The following is a 20,869-nucleotide window of genomic DNA, read 5'->3' as shown; positions in this document are numbered from 1 at the left end:
AGCATAAGCATGTGGTATTTTGCTTGGATTCTCGGAACGCTCTTGGCTTGTAGCTTTGCGGTCATTGCTGCTTTGGCACTTGAGCATAGCGAATCACAGAACGCTTCTGAGAGTGACAAAAAATAATGTTCTACCAACTTATGGATAAGGGCCCATTGAGGGCTCTTATCCTCATTATCTCCTTAACACTCGCTGCCTGTGTGTTTTGGGAGCCGGCACGTTTTGCCGCCAGTACCAGTTCACTACAAATATGGCAAGGTATTTTATTGATTTGGGCAGTTTGTTCTGGCGTTACTTTTGGTGTTGGTTTTCATCCTAACCATCTTATTTGGCGATTGTTTTTTCATCCGTTACCTGCATTTTTTATTCTTCTTTTTGGCTTATATCATTTCTTTAAGTAAACTAATTGTAATTTTATAGGCTATCGGCCTATAAATTTTTTTTACTGACAGGTCATTCCAAAGCGCTATTGTCTTAAGTATAGTGACAGCGTCAATTCGCCTAATTAGGATTATATGAGTAATATGTTATTCCGTTGGCCTATCCGTGTTTACTACGAAGACACAGATGCTAGTGGTGTGGTTTATCACGCTCGGTATTTGGGTTTTTACGAAAGAGCTCGTACAGAAATGTTGCGGGAAAGAGGTTTCCACCAACAGTCTATGTTAGATGAGCAAGTTGGCTTTGTTGTTAGTCGCATGACGATTGACTACCGGAAACCAGCAAAACTGGATGATCAGCTGGTTGTTGAAAGCGAAGTTACGAATATCCGTGGCGCTTCTCTAACATTTATTCAACGAATTGTTGATTGCAATGGCGTAGTGATCAGCAGCGCAGAATGTCTGGTTGTCTACGTGAATTCATCTCAAATGAAGCCGATTGCGCTTCCAAAGTCTATTGTCGCGGAGTTTAAGCAGTGACTGACATGAACATCCTGGATTTATTTCTTAAGGCAGGCTTCTTAGTACAGCTGATCATGCTGATTTTGATTGGCTTCTCTATCGTCTCTTGGGCAATCATTATTCAACGAACAAAAATCTTGAATGCCGCAAGCCGTGAGGCAGAAGCATTTGAAGATAAATTTTGGTCTGGTATTGAATTATCTCGCCTTTACAAAGAAAGTCAGTCACGCCGTGATTCGTTAAGTGGTACTGAGCAGATATTCCATTCCGGGTTTAAAGAATTTGCTCGTTTACATCAGGCAAATAACCATGCACCAGAAGCGGTTATTACAGGGGCTTCCCGTGCCATGCGTATTTCACTAAATCGTGAATTGGAAGTATTGGAAAATCATATTCCATTTCTGGGTACAGTAGGTTCCATCAGCCCTTATATTGGTTTGTTTGGTACGGTTTGGGGGATCATGCATGCCTTTATTGCATTGGGAGCGGTCAAACAGGCAACCTTGCAAATGGTTGCGCCTGGTATTGCTGAAGCTTTGATTGCAACAGCGATTGGCCTGTTCGCGGCAATTCCTGCGGTGATGGCTTATAACCGCCTGAACCAGCGAGTTAACAAACTAGAACAAGTTTACGATAACTTTATGGAAGAATTCCTGGCTATCCTGCATCGTCAGGCTTTTGCTTCCAATACTAATAAGTCGTAATAAATCGTAAGGGGAAATCAGCGAATGGCGCGCACTCGTAGTCGCAGACGTGAGCTAAAATCTGAGATCAATATCGTCCCCTTGCTGGACGTGTTGCTGGTATTACTGCTTATTTTCATGGCAACGGCACCGATTATCACGCAAAGTGTGGAAGTTGATTTACCTGATTCGGTGGATTCAAAGACCGTTTCCAGCACGGATAATCCGCCGGTCATAGTGGAAGTTTCTGGGGTAGGGCAGTACAACATGATTGTTAATCAGGAACGCTTGGAGTTGTTACCTGAACAGCAAATCGTTGCAGAAGCTCAAACCGTGATAAAAGCCAATCCGAAAACGGTTTTCTTGATCGGTGGCGCTAAGGAAGTTCCTTATGATGAAATTATCAAGGCGTTGAATATGCTTCGTCAGGCCGGTGTCAAATCGGTGGGCTTAATGACTCAGCCTATCGGCGCCTGACAACGGTTGTCACTTAAAGTTTCTGGATGTCGAGCGTGGGAAAGACAAGCGAGCAAAACAATAGGCTGAATCGCGCCATTATTATTTCGGTAATATTGCACATTATCCTGATCGGATTTCTGATTTGGGGTTCTTGGGTGCAAAAAACAGAAATGGGGGGCGGTGGACAAAGCGGTACTGTCATTGATGCTGTTATGGTTGATCCGAATGCGGTCGTTCAGCAATATAACCAGCAACAACAGCAACAGGCCAATGCAAAGTTAGCTGAACAACAGCGGAAGAAAAAAGCGGAGCAACAGGCGGCTGAATTGCGGGCAAAGCAGGCGGAAGAACAGGAACGCTTGAAAGTGGCTGAAGAAGAGCGAATTAAAGCATTGCAGGAAGCTGAAGCGCAGAAAAAACAGTCTGAGGCTGCTGCCACTAAAGCACGTGAAGAGCAGGAACAGGCTGATGCCGCTGCTGCCAAAGCGCGTGAAGACCAAAAGCAGGCAGAAGAAGCGGCTGCAAAAGCACTGGCAGAAAAAGAACGAATTCTAAAAGAGCAAGCGGAAGCCCGCCAGAAAGCGGAAGCCCAGGCGAAGAAAGAAGCTGAAGAGGCAGTAAAACGTAAAGCGGCGGCTGAGGCGAAAGCTAAAGCGGAAGCCGAAGCCGAAGCTAAGGCCAAGGCAGAGGCAGAAGAAAAAGCTAAGGCGAAAGCAAAAGCTAAGGCTGAAGCAGCAAAGCAAGCTCAAACGGTTAATGATCTGTTAGGTGGATTAACGTCTAATACGCCTAAGCAGGGGGGAGCAACTTCGGCCGGAAAAGGTGGCGGTAAGAAAAGTGGACCTTCAGATTCGGAAATTAATAATTACAAGGGACGGATTCAGTCTGCGATCCAGCAGAATTTTCGCGATCCAAGCCTGTATATCGGTCGTACTTGTGATTTGAATATAAAGCTGGCGCCAGATGGATTACTGATTGATATCAAAGCAGGAGCGGGTGATCCGGCGTTATGTCGAGCCGCTATTACCGCCGCTAATTTGGCAAAAAAAATGCCGCCTCCACCAAGCAAAGAGGTTTATGAATATTTTAAGAGTTTCACGCTAGAATTTAAACCGCAGTAAGTTAAATGTTTGGTAGATAATCATTATGTGTTAACCAAACTTACGAATAATTTATATGTACAAACAAAATTATTAGATTTTATTTAGGTGTCTAGTTTTGTTTGTTGGCGTTTGTTAGAATCCGGCGGATTATTGCGGCAGATAAAAAGATCGCGATAAGGGAGAGATGATGAAGCAAACTTTTAAACAGATGTTTAAAGTCATACTGGGCTTTCTGGTGATGTGGGCAGCGCTTGCTCATGCAGAGGTTCGCATTGAAATTACACAGGGTGTTGATTCTGCCCGTTCTATTGGCGTTGTTCCATTTAAATGGACTGGGGTCGGTGAGTCACCAGAAAATATTGGCTCAATTATTGCTGCGGATTTGAGAAACAGCGGGAAATTTAATCCGATTGACTCTGCTCGTATGCCGCAACAACCAACTACTGCATCAGAGGTAACGCCTGCCGCATGGGCTGCGTTAGGGATCGATTCGGTCGTTGTTGGAAATATTCAACCCAGTGCAGATGGTAAATTCCTGGTTTCTTATCAGCTTGTTGACGTTGCTGGTGCACCAGGAACGGTCTTGGCACAAGAACAATTCACGGTTGAAAAGAAATGGTTACGTTTCGCCGCACACACAGCCAGTAATCAGGTATTTGAAAAATTGACAGGCATTAAGGGTGCATTTACTACTCGTATAGCTTACGTCGTTAAAAATAACAGTGCGGGGAAATATCGTTATGAGCTGCGTGTTTCTGATTATGATGGTTATAATCAATTTACCGTACATAGCTCACCGGAACCATTGATGTCACCGGCCTGGTCGCCAGATGCTTCCAAACTTGCCTATGTTACATTTGAAGGCGGTCGCTCTGCGCTGATTATTCAAACACTGGCAACAGGTGCTGTTCGTCAGGTCGCTTCGTTCCCTCGCCATAACGGAGCCCCCGCATTTTCTCCGGATGGAACTAAGCTTGCTTTTGCATTATCTAAAACCGGTAGTTTGAATCTTTACGTGATGGATTTAGCGTCTGGCCAAATCCGCCAGATTACCGATGGTCGCAGTAATAATACTGAGCCAAGCTGGATGCCAGATAGCCAAACACTGGTCTATACCTCAGATCAGGGTGGGCGTCCACAATTGTATAAAATTGATATTAATGGCGGTGCTCCACAACGCCTAACTTGGGAAGGATCACAAAACCAAGATGCAGATGTTAGCCCTGACGGTAGTTTTATTGTGATGGTTAGCTCAGCGAGTGGCAGTCAGCATATCGCCAAACAGGATCTGGCAACGGGATCTGTCCAAGTTTTGACAGATACGTTTCTGGATGAAACGCCGAGCATCGCACCTAATGGCACTATGGTGATTTATAGCTCCACTCAAGGGTGGGGAACTGTATTGCAGCTAGTTTCGACTGATGGGCGTTTCAAAGCGCGTCTTCCGGCTACCGATGGACAGGTAAAATTCCCTGCCTGGTCGCCGTATCTGTGATGCATAATAATATGTATGGCAAACTATAAAAGGATCAAAGAGATGCAACTGAACAAAGTGCTAAAAGGGCTGATGTTAGCTTTACCAATCATGGCCGTAGCAGCGTGTAGTTCTAACAAAACTGGCAATAATGATCAGTCTGGTGTAAGCACTGTTGATAATTCTTCTAAGACTCTGTCTGCTGAAGAATTAGCACGTCAGCAGATGCAAGAGCTGCAAAACAACAACATCGTATACTTCGGTTTCGATAAGTACGATATCAACAGCGAATTTGCTCAGATGTTGGATGCACACGCTGCTTTCCTGCGCACTAACCCATCTGTTAAAGTGACTATCGAAGGTCACGCGGATGAGCGTGGTACTCCAGAGTACAACATTGCTCTGGGTGAGCGTCGTGCGAACGCAGTGAAAATGTATCTGCAAGGCAAAGGCGTTTCTGCTGATCAGCTTGCTATCGTTTCTTACGGTAAAGAAAAACCAGCTGTACTTGGCCATGACGAAGCAGCATATGCGAAAAACCGTCGCGCTGTGATCGTATACTAAGAGTAATGCATGAACAGTAACTTCAGACGTTATATGTTGGGTCTGTCGTTATTGGTTGGCGTAGCGGCTCCTTGGGCCGCTACCGCCCGAGCGCCAATCAGTAATGTCGGCTCAGGCTCCACCGATGAGCGCCTCTCCCAATTAGAGCGTATTTCTGACGCTCACAGTCAATTATTAACTCAGCTCCAGCAACAACTTTCTGATTCGCAACGTGATATCGATACACTCCGTGGCCAAATTCAGGAAAACCAGTATCAATTAAATCAGATCATTGAACGTCAAAAAGATCTTTATCTGCAATTGGATAAAATCACCAATCCAGCCAGTGCAGAGAATTCAGAGCCAGAAAATCGTTCGGCACAAGCTGGGAATAAACAATCTGCTGTGTCGGCAAGTACAGGAAGTGAAAAAGGTGATTACGATGCCGCTGTTTCTTTGGCTATCAATACCAAAGAATATGATAAAGCGATTGTCGCATTTCAAAATTTTGCCAAAACCTATCCTAAGTCTAAATATTTGCCGAATGCTAATTATTGGTTAGGGCAGTTGAATTACAACAAAGGCAAGAAAGACGATGCGGCTTATTATTTTGCCACTGTCGTGAAAGACTATCCTAAGTCACAAAAAAGCAGTGATTCCCTGTATAAAGTGGGTTTAATCATGCAGGAAAAGGGGCAAAAGGATAAAGCGAAAGCGGTTTATCAGCAGGTGGTTAAGCAATATCCTGGTACTAATGCAGCAAAAATGGCTGGGAAAAAGCTTTCTGGGATGTAATAATTATCCCCGAAAGGTCAGATATCGGTCTTTTTGGGGATAATTGACTGCTTAATAAGCATTTAAACAAGTTTTCTAAAATAAACGTTGCACCATACTGAGAAATCAGTAATATATGCCGCCGTTGGCAGGGATAACTGCCAAACAGATTTAGATGGGTCGTTAGCTCAGTCGGTAGAGCAGTTGACTTTTAATCAATTGGTCGCAGGTTCGAATCCTGCACGACCCACCATCTAAATTCTCACCTCAAGTACTCCTTAGATGGGTCGTTAGCTCAGTCGGTAGAGCAGTTGACTTTTAATCAATTGGTCGCAGGTTCGAATCCTGCACGACCCACCATCTAAACTCTCACTTCAAATACTCCTTAGATCGGTCGTTAACTCAGTCAGTAGAACCGTTGACAGTCGCAGCAGATAACTTAATAAATTGATTACTGACTTCACATTTTTCCTTATCATTCTTAATTCTTTAAAATAATTAAAGACTTTTTTTCTTAAATTCGCTATCTTGTTTAGTATGTAAAACAACAAAGTGCAAAATAGCCTATTTATCTCGTAATTTCATGTTTTTTGTATTGATATACTAAACATTATTTATGGTAAGGATAAAAAAGTATGGATTTTTTCAACATTAATAACATATTAGTGCAGATACCACTAGGAACGGGCGGCTATAACCTTTCATATATTGAAGCGGTTGGTACGATAGCAGGGCTGTTATGTATTTGGCTTGCTAGTCAGGAGAAAATCATTAATTACCTGTTTGGATTAATTAATGTCTCGCTATTTGCTGTTATCTTCTTTCAAATTCAACTCTACGCCAGCCTTATTCTGCAAATCTTTTTCTTCGCGGCCAATGTCTATGGTTGGTATGCATGGAGCCGAGTCAATGAGCAAAAACAAATAGAGCTTAAAATTCGGTGGCTCAACCCTAAACAGATGGCTGTTGTTGCCGCAATTTCCATTGCTGCCATATTGATTATGACATTTAATATCGATCAATTATTTGGTTATATGGCAAAAGTGGTGGTACTCGCCCTACAGGGAATGGGCTTTAATATCATCATGCCTGAGTTACAGTCCGATGCGTTCCCATTCTGGGATTCAGTGATGACAGTATTATCCATCGTGGCAATGATACTAATGACGCGTAAGCATGTAGAAAATTGGCTGATTTGGGTTATCATCGATGTTATCAGTGTCGTGATTTATTACTATCAAGGCGTTTTGGCGATGTCGCTGCAATATATTATTTTGACAGGTATTGCATTGAATGGTGTTCGCCTGTGGATTAAGGCAGCGAAACCAGCGGATAACAACCCAAAGGAGATGTAAATTAAAATCGATCGTCGGCCATAGATAATCTATGGCCTGTTAGCTGATATTTCTCTACAAGACATTCTCTTCTTAATTAGCCTATACGCATTAAATTTCAAGTTGCAATTTACAACACGATATGAAACGTGATTTGAAGTTAGATTAGTATATTTATTTGAATTAACATCATTTTTACTCTCAATAGCATTTTCCATAAAAAAGTATTCTATTTTTACTCACAAAGATTATTTACAGAACAACGCCTAACAGTTAGATTGAGATCACAAAATTGTTTTAAATAACTGTAAACGTATTAGGTGAAAGGATAATGAATTACCAGAATGACGATATAAGAATAAGAAAAATAACAGAATTATTGCCACCAGTTGCATTACTCGAAAAATTTCCGGCCACAGAAGAGAGTGCTATTACTGTTCGTAAGGCACGTGAATCTATTCATAATATCTTAATTGGTGAAGATGATCGTCTATTGGTAGTGATTGGTCCATGTTCAATTCATGATCCACACGCGGCGTTAGAATATGCAGAGCGCTTGAATAAATTACGTGAAGAATTGAAAGCTGATTTGGAAATTATCATGCGGGTGTACTTTGAAAAGCCCCGCACGACTATCGGCTGGAAAGGATTGATTAACGATCCAGGCATGGATTGCAGTTTTAATATCAATGGCGGATTACGTACTGCCCGTAAGTTGTTGCTTGATATTAATAATATGGGATTACCTGCGGCAGGTGAATTCTTGGATATGATTACTCCTCAGTATTTAGCTGATCTCATGAGCTGGGGTGCGATAGGGGCACGTACAACGGAGTCTCAAATTCATCGCGAGTTGGCTTCAGGGTTGTCCTGTCCGGTTGGTTTTAAAAATGGTACAGATGGCACAATTAAAGTCGCTATTGATGCGATTAATTCAGCAAGTTCATCGCACTGTTTCTTGTCTGTCACGAAATGGGGTCACTCCGCGATTGTTAATACAATAGGTAACCAAGATTGCCATATTATTCTGCGTGGTGGCAAAGAGCCTAATTACAGTGCCGAACATGTCGGTGCCGTTAAAGAAGGACTAAAAAAAGCGGGCTTGGCTCCCCGCGTGATGATTGATTTTAGTCATGCAAATAGTGCGAAGCAGTTTAAAAGACAAATGGACGTCGGTGTTGATGTCTGCGGTCAGATTGCAGGGGGCGAAAACGCGATCATTGGTGTTATGGTTGAAAGTCATTTGGTTGAAGGAAACCAAAGCCTGGAGAGTGATAAGCCTTTGGTTTATGGTCAAAGTATAACCGACGGTTGTATTGGTTGGGAAGATACCGAAACGTTACTGCGCCAGTTGTCTCAGGCTGTCCAGAGTCGCAGAAGCTAATTTATTGCAAGATGCCATAAAAAAGCCGGATATCAATCCGGCTTTTAACATTCTTTATGCGATTTGAGAATTACTTCGCCTTACCCTGATTTGCAACTGCTGCTGCTTTTGCTGCGATTTCATCAGCATTGCCCAGATAGTAGTGTTTGATAGGTTTCATGTTCTCATCAAACTCATAAACCAGTGGTACAGCGGTTGGAATATTCAGTTCAAGAATTTCTTCTTCACTCATATTATCCAGATACTTCACCAATGCACGCAGGGAATTACCGTGAGCGGCGATAATAACTTTTTCGCCTTTTTCTACGCGTGGCTTGATCACTTCTTCCCAATAAGGGATAACACGTTCAATAGTCGTAGCAAGGCTTTCAGTAACTGGGAGCTCTTCTGGTTTCAGGTTGGCGTAACGAGGATCATGGCCTGGGTAGCGTTCATCATCTTTGGTTAAATCAGGAGGAGTGATGGCAAAGCCACGACGCCACAATTTAACTTGATCATCACCGTATTTGGCTGCGGTTTCTGCTTTATCCAGACCTTGTAATGCGCCGTAGTGACGTTCATTCAGTTTCCAGCTTTTTTCAACTGGCAGCCATTGCTGATCAACCTGATCCAGAATATTCCACAAAGTGTGAATAGCACGTTTTAGAACGGAAGTATAGGCGAAATCAAAAGTAAAACCTTCTTCTTTCAGTAGTTGACCAGCTTGTTGTGCTTCAGAGCGGCCTTTGTCGGACAATTCAACATCAGTCCAGCCAGTAAAACGGTTCTCTTTGTTCCACTCGCTTTCTCCGTGCCGTACAAGAACCAGTTTAGTTACAGCCATAGCTTAAACTCCTATCAGTACTTTTTAATACAAAATGAAAAGATCGCTGCGGGCATTATATGGCGCGACAGGTCAAAACGGCAAACAATAGTCTCGTATCTTCTGTTTTAAATCATGTTTGGTGATAATTACGGCGATCATATATCTGGGGGAAGGGGAATAACGGAGAGTTTATGATCTGAACTGTCTCCGAATAGAGGGAGACAATTCAGATCAAATGGAATTCAGTTTAGTGCATAACTACTGATTTTATTGGGTAGGTGAAAAATAGCAGATGCATTAAGTTGAGTGAAAAATGGAAAGCAACAGCCACCCATAAACGCCCACTCCACAGCCAGGTCAGACCATAAATTAACCCTGCCAGCGTAGCAAAAATCATCAGTAAAGCCCCACCAGCAAAATGGGCAGCGCCAAACAGCAAGGAGGTAATGATAAGGGCTAAATAAGGATTCATCCATTGACTGAGCTTCTGCTGAATATAGCCACGAAACAGCGCTTCTTCAGCCAAAGAGACAAAGAAAAGATTAGCAATAACAAAGGCCGGGAACCAATTAGGTAGATGGAGTTCGACGGATAATCCACCTAATATGGTTGCAAGCCATAATAATGCTGGAATAGCTGCAATTAATAATGCCCATCCATGAGCAGGCGCATTAGCCAACGGTTTTCGGATGAACAAAGTAGGCATACAGAATATCAGGATAAATGGCAGTAGTGCCTTGTCAAAGTTGAAATACATTGAAAAAGGTGCGCTGAGCGGGCCTGCCTGCACTTTATCCAGATACTTGAGATTATGGAATCCTGGGATGTAATGTATAAACAGTAAAATACCACCGATGAGTAATAACAGCTCTATAACGATTTTGAGGACAAAATGTTTTTCGCTGTTTTTTTGGCAATAACGATATGCCATACCTAAAAGAGTGATCACTGTCAGCGTGATTATAGCAGGGTAGGTAAGTATGTTAGTGTTGATCCCAGCAATGATAGCGAAGAGTGCGACGAAAAAAGCAATTTTCTGACGACGCTCTAAAAGAGCCAATGCAATGGCAAGTAATGCCCAAGCCATATAATTCCCTAATATCTTTGAAAAAACCAATGAAATAATCTAAAAATAAACGGTGATTCTATAGTAATGGTTAAAAAATTCAAAAATAATAATAAAAAATATCAAAAAAATATGACTTGATTTTATTAAAGAGTGATTAAATTGAACGGTAACAGAAATCCCTCTCCGTCAAGAGAGGGAGCATCGTCATGCATTGAACGAAAAAAGATGACTACAGTGATTCTAAGGAAATATTTTCAGTTTCATACCGATAAATATCACCGTCAGGAATAAATCGCAGACGATGGGTAATGCACTGTGGCGCATCTTCTTGATGATGGGAAACAAACAGAAGCTGTGTATTACCATGAGTAATCATGATGTCAATGAAACGCAGAACTAACTGGCGGTTTAGAGGATCAAGCCCTTGCAAGGGTTCATCCAGGATCAATAAAGCGGGATGCTTCACCAGAGCGCGGGCAATCAAAACCAGTCGCTGTTGCCCCCATGACAAACTATGAAACGGGCTATTTGCTGTTGCTCCAGATAATCCCAATAAACCCAGCCATTCATCTGCTAACTGTTGCTGTCGATCTGAAACGGCCTGATAGAGTCCTATTGAATCGAAGAAACCAGACAGGATAACATTCCGAACACGGGTACTGACACGATATTCCAGATGAATACTGTTACTGACATAACCAATGTGACGTTTGATGTCCCAAATCGTTTCACCACTTCCCCGTTGACGGCCAAATAATATTAATTCATTGCTGTAACCTTGCGGGTGATCGCCCGTAATTAGGCTAAGAAGTGTCGATTTACCCGCGCCATTTTCACCGATGATTTGCCAGTGTTCATTAGGGTTAACCTGCCAGCTTAAGCCGTGCAAAATGGGTTTATCGTTGTATTGGACAATAACATCACGCATTGACACCAAAGGTTGATCAGCGGGAAGTCGTCCATCAGTCCGGTATTCATCTGCTTCGGGAAGATGAATATTTTTCAGCCTTTCACTGTGTGCTAACTGTGCCACGAGAGATTCTGCCAAAATGCGTTCTTTCTCTCCGGCCAGCGTCAGATGACAATCCGCCAGTACACCGACTTGTTCGACAAAATCAGGAATTTCATGGAATCGGGTTAAGATTAAAACTAAAGTAATGCCTTTTGCTGCCAGAGAACTTAATAATTGGGTAAGTTGATTGCGGGCATAACTGTCTAGCCCATCAAAAGGTTCATCAAGGATAAGCAGGTCCGGGTTTACCATTAATGCCTGACATAGCAAAACCTTACGAACTTCCCCTGTTGAAAGGTATTTGAATCGTCGTGAAAGCAGATCCTTGATACCAAAATATTCGCTTAATTCAAGACACAATTCATTGTCTTTATGGTGAAGCTGGATGATGTCTGCGGCAGTGCGTCCAGTATCTTCTTCTCCTTCACTGAGCAAATCTGTATTGTTGCGTTGCCACTCTTCATCAATCAGTTTTTGTAATTGTTCGAAAGATAGACGTATTGGTGTGCGAAACGAACAATGACGGTCACCTGCCAGTTGGATTAATTCATCCGACAGTGCACGCGCCAATGAAGATTTTCCACTGCCGTTTGCGCCAACAAAAGCCCAGCTTTCACCAGAAATAATTTTCAGTGACGGTAGCCGTAGGGTACGGGTGTCACTTAAACGGAAACTACCTTGCTTTATTTGCAATTCAGACATTCTTCTTCCTTTTTAAGCAACATCAATTAAAGGATCATCAGAAATAAGCGGAATAATGTTCAATGTCAATGTGTATACCAATCTAACTTCAAGATGCGTGTGATATCTCCCCCGCTTCGCGGGGAGATATCAAGTTTCATATAGTGTTCTTGAAGTTTAATGCGTATAGCTGTTTGTTATTTATTGAGGGTTAATCACTTTTGCAATCGATTTAGCATAAAGTGGCAATAATCACTTTATCAGCATCGAAAAGTGCAGCAACAGAATCGCAGGGCTGGAGCTGCAAACGTGCCACTTCCTGATTGGATAACGTAACGCAAAGGGATTCACCGCCATCAAGGGTCAGAATAATTTCGCTGTGTTCTGTGCCTGTTTCAATATGGCTGACCTGGCCGGATAGGACATTATCGAATGAAGCAGAAGAAAGATGATCTTTAGTTAGGATTATCCACGGCGCTTTAATCAACACCAACACTTCTTTTCCGGTGACTAAATTCAGTCGATTGGCACTTTGTTCCGTTACAGCCGCATAGATTGATGTTTTACCCTCTGCCAACAGAATACGAACATGTTGTTGAATATTGCCGTGGCTACGTTCAATGATCGTACCAAAAAATTGATTTCGGGCACTGGTTTGTAACGAAAAACGAGATATAGCCGCAAGCAAGCTGTCCAGAGGCAGGGAATCTTCTTGCAAGACATCAAACGCTTTTTGTTGAATTTTCTCCAGCAAATCATAAAGCTGCAACAGACGTTCGCCATAATGGGTTAGTAAGGCACCGCCGCCGCCTTTTCCGCCTGTGGCACGTTCCACCAGGATTTCATCAGCGAGCTGATTCATTTCATTGATGGCATCCCAGGCACTTTTATAGCTGATCCCAGCTTGTTTTGCGCCTTGGCTGATAGAACCCGTGATTTTAATTTGTTTAAGCAACGCAATTCGTCGGGGATCGGCGAACAGACGTTGTTGCAATTTTAGTGTTAACAATATTTGGGCTTGCATAGTGATTTATTTAGGGTAACTATTTGAGCGTTCTTACAACAGAACCATAAGAATCGCACGTTTCGACGGTTACTGTTACTGTTTTATTGTCTAGAATAACCCAATTAACGTCTGTGTTATGTCAGATTCAGAAATGACACAGTTAATTTGTGAATCACTCAGGATATGAGGTTAGCATGTTTGAATTGCTTAAAAGTATGGGATTTGCACTGATCATGGTCCCCGTGGTGATGGCTGCGATTTTGGCGTTGATTTACGGGCTTGGGGGATTATTCAATCTTATCTCCAAAACAGAAAATACCAGTCGTTAATCTTGAGCTTTGTCATTTCTATTACCCGGTTATCCGGGTAATCATCAAATTCCTGCCTTTTCTTTATATGATATGCAACTTTTTGTATGTAACTTTTGCATTGAGATCAACATATCCGCATTAAACTTCAAGTTGCAATTTACAACACGATATGAAACGTGATTTGAAGTTAGATTGGTATAAAAACTAAAACTAACTCACAACTTGCCGATTAATCTCAGAATAGCGTTTTCATTTAACGTTGTATCTTGTTATATACAACGCACCATATTGATGATCTTAGGTGAGTATAAAATGAAAAATAAAGTTTATCAGTTACTGACAGGGGCTGTCGTTTCTTTTGCGCTTGCTGGAAACGTCTGGGCAGCAGATAAGGTGACGGTTTTTGCGGCCGCTTCATTAACCAATGCATTAGATGAGATTGCGGCACAGTATAAAAAAGAGAAACGGGGCGATATTGTTGCCTCTTATGCATCATCATCAACACTGGCTCGCCAGATAGCGCAGGGAGCTCCGGCGGATATTTTTATTTCTGCCGATCAGCAGTGGATGAATTACGCGACTGACAAACAATTAATTGGTGAAAATACTCGTCATACCTTGTTGGGTAACCAGCTTGTCCTGATTGCGCCGAAAGAGAGTCATTTGAATCAAGTTGAGATCAACCAAGAAACAAAATGGAAGTCTTTGCTGGCGGGAGGGCGGTTAGCGGTTGGCGATCCTGATCATGTACCGGTTGGTATTTATGCTAAAGAATCCCTGCAATATTTGAATGCATGGGATACGGTTAATCCATTGATGGCACGCACTAACAATGTGCGTAGTGGTATGGCGTTGGTGGAACGAGCCGAAGCCCCGCTGGGCATTGTTTATGGTTCTGATGCCGTTGCCAGCAATAAGGTCAAAGTTGTGGGCGTTTTCCCACCTGAAAGCCATAAACCGGTGGAATATCCGATAGCAATAGTCAAAGGTCATGAAAAACAGGCTGTTCGCGATTTTTATGATTACCTTAAAACCCCTGAAGCCGCAGCTATTTTTAAACGTTACGGCTTTAGTCCACTGTAGGAACGGATCTTTTGGAGATGTTAAGTGAATATGAATGGCAAGCAATTTTACTGAGCTTAAAAATCTCAGCAATTGCGGTGCTATTCAGTTTGCCATTAGGGATCTTAATGGCATGGATGCTGGCTCGCTGCCAGTTTGTTGGCAAATCCCTGCTTGACAGCATTATTCACCTGCCGCTGGTATTACCGCCAGTCGTGGTGGGATATTTGTTGCTTATCAGTATGGGGCGGCACGGAGTCATTGGTGAATTCCTTTATGACTGTCTTGGTATCAGCTTTGCATTTAATTGGACAGGGGCGGCATTAGCTTCGGCTGTGGTGGCTTTTCCACTGATGGTCAGGGCCATTCGGTTGTCATTGGAGAGTGTGGATCGGCGTCTGGAACAGGCTGCCCGTACTTTGGGGGCAGGTTCGCTTAAAGTCTTTTTCACCATTACCCTGCCATTGTCATTACCTGGCATCATCGTTGGTGCGGTATTGGCGTTCGCCCGCTCGTTGGGTGAATTTGGTGCCACCATCACCTTTGTTTCCAATATTCCGGGGGAAACCCGAACCATTCCTCTTGCCATGTATACCTTGATAGAAACGCCAGGTGCTGAAACCGCCGCAGCCCGTTTGTGTGTTATTGCCATTGCATTGGCTCTGGTGTCATTGATGCTTTCTGAGTGGCTGACACGTTGGGGGAAAAAACGTTTGGGGGCAACATGTTAGAGTTGGATTTTGAGCAGCGATTGGGTGATCTTCACATGCAAGTGAATACCACTTTACCAACAGAAAATATTACTGCCGTATTTGGTCTTTCGGGGGCAGGAAAAACCTCATTGATCAATGTGATTGCGGGATTGAGCCATCCACAAAAAGGCCACATTGTTTTAAACGGCACTACCTTAGTGGATACAGAACAAAGGATCTTTGTGCCTCCAGAGAAGCGCCGAATTGGTTATGTCTTTCAGGATGCACGACTTTTTCCGCATTATCGCGTGAAGGGAAACTTACAGTACGGCATGGCGCCAGAGATGAAACCCCAGTTTGACAACATCATTGGCTTGTTGGGAATTGAACATTTGCTATCTCGTTTCCCCATCACGTTATCTGGTGGAGAAAGACAGAGAGTAGCGATTGGCCGTGCATTATTGACTGCCCCTGAAATCCTGCTTATGGATGAGCCACTGGCATCATTAGATTTACCGCGTAAACGCGAGTTATTACCTTATCTTGAAAAGTTATCCAAAGACGTCAAAATCCCGATCCTTTATGTCAGTCACAGTTTGGATGAAATTTTACGTTTGGCAGAGAATGTTATTGTCATGGACAACGGAAAAATAAGGGCAACAGGAACCTTGGAAGAGGTCTGGTCGAGCAGTGCATTGCGTCCATGGCTGCAAAAAGAGAGTTTGGGTAGCATACTAAAAGTTTCTGTTATGGAGCATCATCAACGTTATCAAATGACCGCCGTCGCGGTGTCTGACAAACTTCTTTGGTTGCCACTAGTTAATGTTTCTCCCGGAGCGGATCTGCGTATCCGTATTGATGCATCCGATGTTTCTTTAGCCTTGGAGCCACCAAAATCCAGCAGCATCCGTAACACCTTACAAGTCAAAGTCATTGAGTTTTTTGAAGATAATGGTCAGGTTGATGTCAAATTAGCAGTGAGTGAACATAGCCTGTGGGCAAGAATTACGCCATGGGCGCGGGAAGAGCTTAATTTGCGGGCAGGGCAATGGTTGTATGCACAGATAAAAAGCGTTTCGTTGAATCGTCACTTATAACTATCTGGAACATTATATAGGGAGCAGAGCAGTGGACTGATTTGCTCCCGTTGGATTAAATTACAGTACGTATTTTCTCAGAATTTCAGCAATGCCAGGTTGAGTATTATCCCGTGTCACAATATCGGCCCGTTCTTTGACGGCCTCAACGCCATTACCCATCGCGACACCCAACCCAACATTCTCCAGCATACTGAGATCGTTATAATTATCACCGAAAGCAATCACATCGTTCATACTCATGCCTTGCGATTCCACCCATTGCTGTAATCGCATACCTTTGCTATTGCCTTTCTTGGCGATATCTACCTGATCAAACCATGACCATTCACACTCAAGGCCAACATTTTCTTCAATTTGTTCACTTATCTCACGCAGTTTCACTAAATCGGATGAGCTGGTAGCGAGCTTCCAAATAGCATTCACAGTGTGGATTGCATCTTGAAAGCTCTCTGTTTGCTGGATATTAGGGCGTTGATGTTCAGGCAGAGAATCCGACCATGCAAGGGTTCGGACTACAGTGTGAGGAAATTGATATAAAATGGCATCATCAACATACATCAGATGCTGAATTTCCGTGCCTTGCAGATAGGAAAGTGCTTGAGAAGCTTCTTGAGCGGAGAGTGGATTAGAGGCCAATACTTTCTTTGCATGATAATCATAGGAATAAGTCCCATTGCAGCAGATCGCAGGCGTATCGAGTTGTAACGCTTGATAGAAAGGGTGGATGGCGACATGATGACGTCCAGTGACAATCAAAACTTTGATACCTGATTGGCGGGCTTCATTTAGGGCTGTCAGTGATTCGGGCAGGATACGTTTTTGTGGATCGAGCAGTGTTCCATCGAGATCCAGCGCAATAACGCGATACGACATGAGTTGTCCTCTAAGTTGTCCATGATATAAACAAAATATTATACGTTAGTTGAATATAGTTAAACCGTCATATACCAATTGCCTTTCAAGATGCGTCGTGGGGATTGCAAGCTGCAATTGGACGTTGGATTGGTATATGGATAGTTTAGCAGGCAAAATCTTTCAAGAATCGTTACAGATCAATGAAATGGTAATGAAGTATTAAGGAGAGAACATGAAACAGGTGGTTTATACAGCCAGCCCAAATAGCCAACAAATTCACGTGTGGTCGCTGAATGTAGCAGGGGAACTTGTGCTTCTTCAGACTGTAAATGTGCCCGGTGAAGTACAGCCAATGGCTGTCAACCCTGATGGTAAACACCTATATGTAGGAATTCGTCCGCAATTTAGTATCGTCACCTATGCAATTGGGGCAGATGGACGTCTTGAACAGCAGGCTATTGCACCATTGCCAGGTAGCCCAACGCATATATCTACTGACAGAGCAGGGCGTTTTTTATTTTCTGCATCTTACAGCTTTAATAACTTAAGCGTTCATCCTATTGATCAAAATGGGATCGTTACAGCACCAAATCAAATTGTAGAAGGCCTGCAGGCGCCACACTCTGCCAATATTGATCGGGAAAATCGTCAACTGCTGGTTCCCTGTCTGAAAGAAGATCATATTCGTATTTTCAATTTAGATGAGCAGGGTTATCTGACAGAAAGTCGGACAGATGAAATTATGACAGCAGCAGGTTCAGGCCCACGCCATATGGCATTTCATCCGGAAAAACAGGCGATCTACTGCATTAATGAATTGGATTCAACCGTTGATGTTCTGCGTCAATGGGAAAAATACCGTATCGTACAATCAGTTGATTCGCTGCCGACAGATTTTTCCAACGTTCGGTGGTCGGCAGATATTCATATCACACCGGATGGCCGACACCTTTATACCAGTGAACGTTCAGAAAGCCTGATCAGCCATTTTCGCGTTTCAGAAGATGGTTATCAGCTGACATTAGTTGGTCATTATCCGACAGAAACCCAGCCTCGTGGTTTTGCCATCGATCACAGTGGTCGTTTCCTGATTGCATCAGGGCAGAAATCAGATCATATTTCTGTATCACGCATTGACAAATATTCGGGGGAATTAACGCAACTGGCGCGTTATCCGGTTGGCAAAGGCCCGATGTGGGTGACGGTATTAGCACTGTAACCTTGGGCTTCCAGTCACATAGCTTGCTATGTGACTGGAGAATACGCCTTTGCCACTTAAGATAAAAAATTAATGCAATTTATTGTTGGATTAGATTAAAAGATCCGATACCAGATAAAACAATAGGGTATGTAATTAATATGTGATTCTGTTGTACAGAATATAAATCGCCCAAATAAACATTTCCTTTTAAAAGACGTAATATAATATTTCTTGGGTAAATATAAAGTTGAATATTTAATGGCGCGTTGATAATGGAATAAGGATGTTTTACAACGCCGCCAAGATGAATATTATTAAAATTCAGTAGTGGTATATTATGTCCTCCCTGAATATAGCCATTGAAATTGGTTTTTTTACCTATATTGGGTTGATGCCCAATAATGGCCGAGTTAGATGATATCTGGATAAAAGGATAATTACCATATTGATAATATGTGTTAATGTTAAAATGCCCACTGATAAATTCTGTTTGTTGCGAGGCAGGGCTGGTTAATGCATCTGGTTTAACTGTTTCTGCAAACAGAGGAGCTAATTCAGGTTTTTCTTTTACCAGAGTTTCATAATGTGAAATTTCTTGCTCATACCTGTTTTTAGATAGTTCAAATACATCTTGCATTTCGGCATTGGAAGGAGTGATCAAATTTTCTGTATTCATGATATTTTCCTCTTTGTTTAAATAAGTGTGGTTACGTCATGAATATATCAAAGAATTTATTTTTAGGTGACACAATAACTTCTGTTTTGGTCATTAATATTTATCAGTGATTGATGTTTTTAAATGCATTTAATATGCTTTTTTATTAGGAATATAATAACCAGACTTATTTATTCCAGTCATATAATGAGATATACCAATCTAACTTCAAGATGTGTGTGATTTATCTCTGCTAAGCGGAAATAAATCAGGTTTCATATCGTGTTGTAAATTGCGACTTGAAGTTTAATGCGTATAAATAGCTTTCAAAATGATAGGAGCATTCCTTACCCCGCGCACCGCGCGGGGTAAGGAACACCAACATCTGATACTTTCAGTATTATGAAAACCTATTTATATGACTGCTGGATATATTTTATTTAATTTATTGTACCCGCAATGGCCTTTGTCAGCTTTGTTAGCTGTTCTGTTTGAATAATATAAGGCGGCATCAGGTAAATTAACCGGCCAAATGGCCTGATCCATACCCCATGTTGGACAAAATGGCGTTGTAATGAAGCGACATTTACGGGCTGTTTCATTTCAACCACACCTATCGCGCCTAACACCCGAATATCTTTGACTAAACTATGTGATTTGAGGGGAAATAGTTCTGCTTTTAATTGAGTTTCAATTGCTTGAATACGTTGTTGCCATGGGCTGTCAGTGAGTAATTTCAGGCTGGCACTGGCGACGGCGCAAGCCAGAGGATTACCCATAAAAGTTGGGCCATGCATAAAACAGCCCGCTTCACCTTGACTGATAGTTTCAGCAATATGGCGGGTAGTCAGTGTTGCGGACAATGTCATATATCCCCCCGTCAATGCCTTGCCTAAGCACAATATATCTGGCTCAATCTGCGCATGTTCACAGGCGAATAACTTGCCAGTTCGCCCAAATCCGGTAGCAATCTCATCTGCAATTAACAAGATCTGATATTCATCACAAAGCTGACGAACCTGACGCAGATATTCAGGATGATAAATTCGCATCCCGCCAGCACCCTGAACAATAGGTTCTAAAACCACAGCGGCTACTTCATCATGATATTGCAGCAATAATTGTTTCAAAGAAGCGATATCTTCTGCTTGCCATTCATCACCAAACTGGCATTGCGGAGCATCGGCAAACAGATGGTTGGGGAGATAGCCTTTGTACAGATTATGCATGGAGTTGTCTGGATCGCAGACAGACATAGCCCCGAAAGTGTCGCCATGATAACCATGACGCAGGGTCAGGAAACGATGGCGTTTTTTCCCTTTGGCCTGCCAATATTGCAATGCCATTTTTAGGGCGACTTCGACGGCGACAGAGCCTGAATCCGCCAAAAAAACACACTCCAAAGCATCCGGCGTCATCGCCACCAATTGCCTGCACAGTGCAACCGCAGGAGGGTGGGTTATGCCACCAAACATAACATGGGACATCTTATCGATTTGTGATTTTGCGGCTTCATTGAGAGCAGGATGATTATAACCATGGATAGCCGCCCACCATGAAGACATACCATCAATCAATGTGCGACCGTCTGATAAAACCAATTCTACACCTGTGGCTGATACGATCGGATAGGCGGGAAGTGGATTTGTCATTGAGGTATATGGATGCCAAATATGGCGCTGGTCAAATTCAAGATCTGAAGGAGTCATAATAACTTTAATGTAAACCTTTTTTAGTTCGTTTTGGTTGACATGATAGCGAAGC

At 42.7% G+C, this 20,869-nt stretch carries 23 protein-coding genes and 2 tRNA genes; 18 read left to right on the top strand and 7 right to left on the bottom strand.

All coding sequences use genetic code 11. The features are described from left to right. Positions 1–9 precede the first annotated feature (9 nt). The 13 genes from cydX to aroG all read left to right on the top strand — a co-directional run bounded on the left by cydX (position 10) and on the right by aroG (position 8,656). Positions 10–126: a cytochrome bd-I oxidase subunit CydX gene (cydX, locus tag IQ211_RS01060; protein WP_099131149.1), complete on the top strand. Its 117-nt coding sequence runs from the start codon at positions 10–12 to the stop codon at positions 124–126. Then, entirely contained in the window at positions 126–401 is a 276-nt protein-coding gene (ybgE, locus tag IQ211_RS01055) for a cyd operon protein YbgE (protein ID WP_189758121.1), read from the top strand. Before cydX ends, ybgE begins: the two co-directional genes overlap by 1 nt. A gap of 114 nt (positions 402–515) precedes the next feature. Continuing rightward, positions 516–920 (top strand): tol-pal system-associated acyl-CoA thioesterase, encoded by a 405-nt coding sequence (gene ybgC, locus IQ211_RS01050; RefSeq protein WP_189758122.1) that lies wholly within the window; start codon positions 516–518, stop codon positions 918–920. Then, positions 917–1,606 (top strand): Tol-Pal system protein TolQ, encoded by a 690-nt coding sequence (tolQ, locus tag IQ211_RS01045; protein WP_099131152.1) that lies wholly within the window; start codon positions 917–919, stop codon positions 1,604–1,606. Before ybgC ends, tolQ begins: the two co-directional genes overlap by 4 nt. 24 nt (positions 1,607–1,630) lie before the next feature. Continuing rightward, positions 1,631–2,062: a colicin uptake protein TolR gene (gene tolR, locus IQ211_RS01040; protein WP_189758123.1), complete on the top strand. Its 432-nt coding sequence runs from the start codon at positions 1,631–1,633 to the stop codon at positions 2,060–2,062. Positions 2,063–2,097: 35 nt separating this feature from the next. Further along, positions 2,098–3,165 carry a cell envelope integrity protein TolA gene (tolA, locus tag IQ211_RS01035; protein ID WP_189758124.1) on the top strand — a complete coding sequence of 356 codons (1,068 nt, stop codon included), beginning with the start codon at positions 2,098–2,100 and terminating at the stop codon, positions 3,163–3,165. Positions 3,166–3,355: 190 nt separating this feature from the next. Further along, on the top strand, positions 3,356–4,642 hold the full coding sequence (gene tolB / locus IQ211_RS01030; RefSeq protein WP_399477643.1) for a Tol-Pal system beta propeller repeat protein TolB: 1,287 nt from the start codon (positions 3,356–3,358) through the stop codon (positions 4,640–4,642). 42 nt (positions 4,643–4,684) lie between these two features. Next, positions 4,685–5,185 carry a peptidoglycan-associated lipoprotein Pal gene (gene pal / locus IQ211_RS01025; protein WP_047770281.1) on the top strand — a complete coding sequence of 167 codons (501 nt, stop codon included), beginning with the start codon at positions 4,685–4,687 and terminating at the stop codon, positions 5,183–5,185. Positions 5,186–5,194: 9 nt separating this feature from the next. Beyond that, positions 5,195–5,959 (top strand): cell division protein CpoB, encoded by a 765-nt coding sequence (gene cpoB, locus IQ211_RS01020; RefSeq protein ID WP_189758126.1) that lies wholly within the window; start codon positions 5,195–5,197, stop codon positions 5,957–5,959. Positions 5,960–6,115: 156 nt separating this feature from the next. Next, a tRNA-Lys gene (locus IQ211_RS01015) sits at positions 6,116–6,191 on the top strand. Positions 6,192–6,222: 31 nt separating this feature from the next. Continuing rightward, positions 6,223–6,298, top strand: a tRNA-Lys gene (locus tag IQ211_RS01010). Between the two features lie 275 nt (positions 6,299–6,573). Then, entirely contained in the window at positions 6,574–7,293 is a 720-nt protein-coding gene (gene pnuC / locus IQ211_RS01005; protein WP_189758127.1) for a nicotinamide riboside transporter PnuC, read from the top strand. A gap of 310 nt (positions 7,294–7,603) precedes the next feature. Then, positions 7,604–8,656, top strand: coding sequence for a 3-deoxy-7-phosphoheptulonate synthase AroG (gene aroG / locus IQ211_RS01000; RefSeq protein ID WP_189758128.1), 1,053 nt, complete (start codon positions 7,604–7,606; stop codon positions 8,654–8,656). A gap of 70 nt (positions 8,657–8,726) precedes the next feature. Here the strand turns inward: aroG and gpmA are convergent, their stop codons facing one another. From gpmA to modE, 4 genes are all read right to left on the bottom strand, one after another. Next, positions 8,727–9,479 (bottom strand): 2,3-diphosphoglycerate-dependent phosphoglycerate mutase, encoded by a 753-nt coding sequence (gene gpmA / locus IQ211_RS00995; protein ID WP_189758129.1) that lies wholly within the window; start codon positions 9,477–9,479, stop codon positions 8,727–8,729. A 229-nt stretch (positions 9,480–9,708) separates the two neighbouring features. Beyond that, entirely contained in the window at positions 9,709–10,548 is an 840-nt protein-coding gene (locus IQ211_RS00990) for a CPBP family intramembrane glutamic endopeptidase (protein WP_189758130.1), read from the bottom strand. A gap of 211 nt (positions 10,549–10,759) precedes the next feature. After that, entirely contained in the window at positions 10,760–12,244 is a 1,485-nt protein-coding gene (gene modF / locus IQ211_RS00985) for a molybdate ABC transporter ATP-binding protein ModF (protein ID WP_189758131.1), read from the bottom strand. Positions 12,245–12,455: 211 nt separating this feature from the next. Then, the gene (gene modE, locus IQ211_RS00980) at positions 12,456–13,247 is read right to left on the bottom strand and encodes a molybdenum-dependent transcriptional regulator (RefSeq protein WP_189758132.1); all 792 of its coding nucleotides are present in this window, start codon (positions 13,245–13,247) and stop codon (positions 12,456–12,458) included. A 176-nt stretch (positions 13,248–13,423) separates the two neighbouring features. Between modE and IQ211_RS00975 the strand changes: the two genes are divergently transcribed. The 4 genes from IQ211_RS00975 to modC all read left to right on the top strand — a co-directional run bounded on the left by IQ211_RS00975 (position 13,424) and on the right by modC (position 16,391). Then, on the top strand, positions 13,424–13,558 hold the full coding sequence (locus IQ211_RS00975; RefSeq protein WP_074018394.1) for an AcrZ family multidrug efflux pump-associated protein: 135 nt from the start codon (positions 13,424–13,426) through the stop codon (positions 13,556–13,558). Positions 13,559–13,852: 294 nt separating this feature from the next. Further along, positions 13,853–14,623: a molybdate ABC transporter substrate-binding protein gene (gene modA, locus IQ211_RS00970; protein ID WP_189758133.1), complete on the top strand. Its 771-nt coding sequence runs from the start codon at positions 13,853–13,855 to the stop codon at positions 14,621–14,623. A 17-nt stretch (positions 14,624–14,640) separates the two neighbouring features. Then, positions 14,641–15,333 (top strand): molybdate ABC transporter permease subunit, encoded by a 693-nt coding sequence (gene modB, locus IQ211_RS00965; RefSeq protein ID WP_189758134.1) that lies wholly within the window; start codon positions 14,641–14,643, stop codon positions 15,331–15,333. After that, the gene (gene modC, locus IQ211_RS00960; protein ID WP_189758135.1) at positions 15,327–16,391 is read left to right on the top strand and encodes a molybdenum ABC transporter ATP-binding protein ModC; all 1,065 of its coding nucleotides are present in this window, start codon (positions 15,327–15,329) and stop codon (positions 16,389–16,391) included. Before modB ends, modC begins: the two co-directional genes overlap by 7 nt. Before the next feature lie 60 nt (positions 16,392–16,451). Here the strand turns inward: modC and IQ211_RS00955 are convergent, their stop codons facing one another. After that, on the bottom strand, positions 16,452–17,267 hold the full coding sequence (locus IQ211_RS00955) for a pyridoxal phosphatase (protein WP_189758136.1): 816 nt from the start codon (positions 17,265–17,267) through the stop codon (positions 16,452–16,454). Between the two features lie 214 nt (positions 17,268–17,481). Between IQ211_RS00955 and pgl the strand changes: the two genes are divergently transcribed. Continuing rightward, positions 17,482–18,468 (top strand): 6-phosphogluconolactonase, encoded by a 987-nt coding sequence (gene pgl, locus IQ211_RS00950; protein WP_189758137.1) that lies wholly within the window; start codon positions 17,482–17,484, stop codon positions 18,466–18,468. Between the two features lie 79 nt (positions 18,469–18,547). Here pgl and IQ211_RS00945 read toward each other — a convergent pair whose 3' ends face one another. Together IQ211_RS00945 and bioA are read right to left on the bottom strand one after the other, a co-directional pair. Beyond that, a complete protein-coding gene (locus tag IQ211_RS00945; RefSeq protein WP_189758138.1) occupies positions 18,548–19,126 on the bottom strand; it encodes a hypothetical protein in 579 nt (192 codons plus the stop codon). 419 nt (positions 19,127–19,545) lie between these two features. Then, on the bottom strand, positions 19,546–20,814 hold the full coding sequence (gene bioA / locus IQ211_RS00940; protein ID WP_189758139.1) for an adenosylmethionine--8-amino-7-oxononanoate transaminase: 1,269 nt from the start codon (positions 20,812–20,814) through the stop codon (positions 19,546–19,548). Positions 20,815–20,869 lie beyond the last annotated feature (55 nt).

This window comes from Xenorhabdus griffiniae, assembly GCF_015163655.1.
GTDB classification, from domain to species: domain Bacteria; phylum Pseudomonadota; class Gammaproteobacteria; order Enterobacterales; family Enterobacteriaceae; genus Xenorhabdus; species Xenorhabdus griffiniae.
Note: the sequence above shows the minus strand (reverse complement) of the source record. Positions and strands in the feature narration are given on the sequence as shown.

What these genes read in the sequence shown, in the direction of transcription:
- IQ211_RS00975 (WP_074018394.1), top strand. Translation starts at nt 13,424, where the DNA reads ATGTTTGAATTGCTTAAAAGTATGGGATTTGCACTGATCATGGTCCCC.
- IQ211_RS00945 (WP_189758138.1), bottom strand. Translation starts at nt 19,126, where the DNA reads ATGAATACAGAAAATTTGATCACTCCTTCCAATGCCGAAATGCAAGAT.
- ybgC (WP_189758122.1), top strand. Translation starts at nt 516, where the DNA reads ATGAGTAATATGTTATTCCGTTGGCCTATCCGTGTTTACTACGAAGAC.
- ybgE (WP_189758121.1), top strand. Translation starts at nt 126, where the DNA reads ATGTTCTACCAACTTATGGATAAGGGCCCATTGAGGGCTCTTATCCTC.
- cydX (WP_099131149.1), top strand. Translation starts at nt 10, where the DNA reads ATGTGGTATTTTGCTTGGATTCTCGGAACGCTCTTGGCTTGTAGCTTT.
- modE (WP_189758132.1), bottom strand. Translation starts at nt 13,247, where the DNA reads ATGCAAGCCCAAATATTGTTAACACTAAAATTGCAACAACGTCTGTTC.
- modA (WP_189758133.1), top strand. Translation starts at nt 13,853, where the DNA reads ATGAAAAATAAAGTTTATCAGTTACTGACAGGGGCTGTCGTTTCTTTT.
- modF (WP_189758131.1), bottom strand. Translation starts at nt 12,244, where the DNA reads ATGTCTGAATTGCAAATAAAGCAAGGTAGTTTCCGTTTAAGTGACACC.
- pal (WP_047770281.1), top strand. Translation starts at nt 4,685, where the DNA reads ATGCAACTGAACAAAGTGCTAAAAGGGCTGATGTTAGCTTTACCAATC.
- bioA (WP_189758139.1), bottom strand. Translation starts at nt 20,814, where the DNA reads ATGACTCCTTCAGATCTTGAATTTGACCAGCGCCATATTTGGCATCCA.
- IQ211_RS00955 (WP_189758136.1), bottom strand. Translation starts at nt 17,267, where the DNA reads ATGTCGTATCGCGTTATTGCGCTGGATCTCGATGGAACACTGCTCGAT.
- IQ211_RS00990 (WP_189758130.1), bottom strand. Translation starts at nt 10,548, where the DNA reads ATGGCTTGGGCATTACTTGCCATTGCATTGGCTCTTTTAGAGCGTCGT.
- pgl (WP_189758137.1), top strand. Translation starts at nt 17,482, where the DNA reads ATGAAACAGGTGGTTTATACAGCCAGCCCAAATAGCCAACAAATTCAC.
- aroG (WP_189758128.1), top strand. Translation starts at nt 7,604, where the DNA reads ATGAATTACCAGAATGACGATATAAGAATAAGAAAAATAACAGAATTA.
- pnuC (WP_189758127.1), top strand. Translation starts at nt 6,574, where the DNA reads ATGGATTTTTTCAACATTAATAACATATTAGTGCAGATACCACTAGGA.
- tolR (WP_189758123.1), top strand. Translation starts at nt 1,631, where the DNA reads ATGGCGCGCACTCGTAGTCGCAGACGTGAGCTAAAATCTGAGATCAAT.
- modB (WP_189758134.1), top strand. Translation starts at nt 14,641, where the DNA reads ATGTTAAGTGAATATGAATGGCAAGCAATTTTACTGAGCTTAAAAATC.
- cpoB (WP_189758126.1), top strand. Translation starts at nt 5,195, where the DNA reads ATGAACAGTAACTTCAGACGTTATATGTTGGGTCTGTCGTTATTGGTT.
- gpmA (WP_189758129.1), bottom strand. Translation starts at nt 9,479, where the DNA reads ATGGCTGTAACTAAACTGGTTCTTGTACGGCACGGAGAAAGCGAGTGG.
- tolB (WP_399477643.1), top strand. Translation starts at nt 3,356, where the DNA reads ATGTTTAAAGTCATACTGGGCTTTCTGGTGATGTGGGCAGCGCTTGCT.
- modC (WP_189758135.1), top strand. Translation starts at nt 15,327, where the DNA reads ATGTTAGAGTTGGATTTTGAGCAGCGATTGGGTGATCTTCACATGCAA.